Consider the following 3,034-nt stretch of genomic DNA (forward strand, 5'->3'; position numbering starts at 1 on the left):
GGCGGAACTGGCTCGCTCCACAGCCGACACGCGCCTGAAGCGCGTTCTGGAGACCGATGCCGTCGGCGTTATCTTCTTCGACTACACCGGCACCGTCGTCGACGCCAACGATGTCTTCCTTCGCATGGTCGGTTACACCAGGGCCGAGATCGAAACCCGGGCCGTCACGTGGCGCACCATGACTCCGCCGGAGTGGGTGAAGGTCAGCGAAGAGCAGATGCTGAAGCTCGAACAGACTGGACGGATTGGGCCCTACGAGAAGGAGTACATGCTGAAGGACGGGAGCCGGCGATGGATGCTGTTCACCGGACGAGACCTCGGCGGCGACCGCATCGTTGAATACGCCATCGATATCACCCGCCGCAAACAGGCGGAAGCGACCTCCCAGGCGATGGAAGAACGCTTCCGCGCCCTGGTCGAAGCGAGCTCCGATGTGATCTATCGCATGAGTCCGGACTGGAAGGAGATGCGGCAGCTTCAGGGACGAGACTTTCTTTCCGAAACCGCAGAGCCGGAGAGAACCTGGCTGGAGAAGTACATCCATCCGGAAGACCAGGCCTTCGTCTGGACATCGATTCAGGACGCCATCACACACCAGAAGATCTTTCAGTTAGAGCACCGCGTCTTGCAGGCCGATGGAACCATCGGTTGGACCTTCTCGCGCGCGGTCCCACTTCGTAACAAAGATGGGGAGGTCATCGAGTGGTTCGGCGCCGCCAGCGATGTCACCGCACGGAAACGGGCCGAAGAGGCCCTGCTCCGCAGCGAGAAGCTGGCAACACTCGGCCGCCTGGTGGCCTCGATCGCGCACGAGATCAACAACCCTCTCGAAGCGATGTCGAACCTCATCTACCTGGCGCATCACAGCATAGGACTTCCTGAGGAAGCCCAGGACTTACTGCAACTGGCCGATGCTGAGTTGAAGCGCATTGCGCATATTACCCGGCAGTCACTCGGCTTCTATCGTGAATCCAACGTTCCGGCCGATACCTCAGTGACGCAACTGCTGGAGTCGTCCATCGATCTGCTTCGCGGAAAGATCAACACCCGGCACGTCAAGATTCATTGTCAGTGGCAGGATGACATCACCATCAAAGCCGTTGCCGGCGAGCTGCGACAGGTCTTCTCTAACCTGCTGGCGAACGCCCTGGATGCTCTTGAAACAGGCGGACAGATTACCATTCGGGCAAAGCGTCATCACGGGAAAGACGGCGCCTATGTCAGGATCCTTTTCCTCGACAGCGGACGCGGCATTCCGCTGGAGACACAGCACAAGATCTTCGATCCCTTCTTCAGCACGAAGGGCAACCTCGGTACGGGTCTTGGGCTGTGGGTCACCAAGCAGATCGTCGACAAGCATCACGGATCGATTCGCGTGCGGAGTCGCATTCTGCCTCCAACGACGGGTACGGCATTTCAGATCACGCTGCCAGCGTAGAGCAGGTTACGGTTTTCTCCTGCTTTCCAAGCCGGGGTGCCCCACCCTCACAACGTTAGGGTGGGCAAGGTGGCCACAAATCTTCAGACAGGTATCGTCTGAGAAAATCTCTCGGTCGTCCCTACCCACCCTAGCGTTGCGAGGGTGGGGCACCCAGTAATACCAACCGCATTCAAACCAAAAGCCGGCCTGCAATGCAGGCCGGCTTTGTTCTTGTACAAATTAGAGAAGAGACTGGATCGTTTTCTCGAAGTCTTCCTTGTTGCCGAAGCCCTGCTTCACCGCGCGGATCTTTCCCGTGCGATCGATCAGATAAGTAACCGGCAAGGCATCGGTAATGCCATACGCCGCAGCAGACTTCCCTTTATTCACGCCCATGGGATAGGTGACCTTCAGTTTGCGAGCAACCGGACCGGCGACCTTCCATCCACCTTCATCCATGGAGACACCCAGGACCACAAAGCCCTTGTCCTTATACTTCTGCGAAAACTCTTCGAACCACGGCATCTCGACTCGACATGGAGCACACCACGTCGCCCAGAAGTTGAGCAGAATCACCTTGCTTTTGTACTGCGACAGGTTGATGGTCTGCCCGGACTCGGAAGCGACCGAAAGCGCGGGAGCCACCTTGCCCACAGGCAAAGGGTCCGCAAAAAACGGCTGCGCGGAAGCGAACGTGAGTGCTGCGAGAACTGCCAAACGAAGGAGTTTCATCGTGTGTTTATTGTAGATGGCGTGGTGCGCGGCATGTCTTTTGTTTGTCATTTCGCGCTTTTCTAGCTGTACCTCAGTGGCTAAAGCCACGTGTTTCCAGCGCTGATACGGGACGGCTGAAGCCGTCCCCTTAAGCAAGACGGAGCGCCTTTGGCGCTACCTCCTAGCAAGGCCTCCTTGGGCGGGAGCAGCGGGCTAAAAGCCCGCTGATATCAGGCCTACAAATGGTTGGACTTTAGCCCTGGGCCTTTTGTTTCACATGCAGAAAAGCCCAGGGCTAAAGCCCGAGATCATTTGTTCTTATAACCGCGGGCTAAAAGCCCGCGGCTCCCACCGGTTCGCGCGTAGCGCGAATGCCCGATCCGTCGCCACTCTAGGCCTGCTTCGCCTCTTCATGACGGTGCGCTGTCAGCAGGTAATAGACCACCGGTGTCACGATCAAGCTCAACAACATCGAGACCACCAGGCCGCCGATCACCGCGATCGCCAGCGGCTGCAGCATCTGCGAGCCCGAGCCCAGCGCGAAGGCCAGTGGCAGCATGCCGCAGATCGCCGCAGTCGCTGTCATCAGAATCGGCCGCAGCCGGCGCTGCGCTGCATGCAGCATCGCATCATAAGGCGAGCCACCCTCGCGGCGGTAGCGTTCGTCGGCGTCGAGCAGCAGGATGCCGTTCTTCGCCACGATGCCGATGACCATGATCAGGCCCATAAACGAGGCCACGTTGAAGGTCGTTCCCGTCACCAGCAGCGCCAGCACCACACCCGAGATCGACAAGACCGATGAAGTAAGAATGGCGATCGGAGCCCACAGATTGCGGAACTCTATCAGCAACACACCGAAGACCAGCGCCAGGGAGAGGAGCAGCACCTGCAGCAGCTGAC

3 protein-coding genes are annotated in these 3,034 nt (G+C 58.6%); 1 reads left to right on the plus strand and 2 read right to left on the minus strand.

Annotated elements, in window-relative coordinates:
* Window positions 1-1,438: PAS domain S-box protein (locus AB4043_RS20490; protein WP_442307933.1), on the plus strand; the 1,438-nt coding region annotated here is incomplete at its 5' end.
* A gap of 222 nt (window positions 1,439-1,660) precedes the next feature.
* Here AB4043_RS20490 and AB4043_RS20495 read toward each other — a convergent pair.
* Together AB4043_RS20495 and AB4043_RS20500 are read right to left on the minus strand one after the other, a co-directional pair.
* The gene (locus AB4043_RS20495; protein ID WP_442307934.1) at window positions 1,661-2,152 is read right to left on the minus strand and encodes a TlpA family protein disulfide reductase; all 492 of its coding nucleotides are present in this window, start codon (window positions 2,150-2,152) and stop codon (window positions 1,661-1,663) included.
* Window positions 2,153-2,525: 373 nt separating this feature from the next.
* Window positions 2,526-3,034, minus strand: a 509-nt coding sequence (locus AB4043_RS20500) for an efflux RND transporter permease subunit (protein WP_442307935.1), incomplete at its 5' end; no start/stop codon positions are given.

Source organism: Terriglobus sp. YAF25, assembly GCF_052113305.1.
GTDB lineage: Bacteria > Acidobacteriota > Terriglobia > Terriglobales > Acidobacteriaceae > Terriglobus.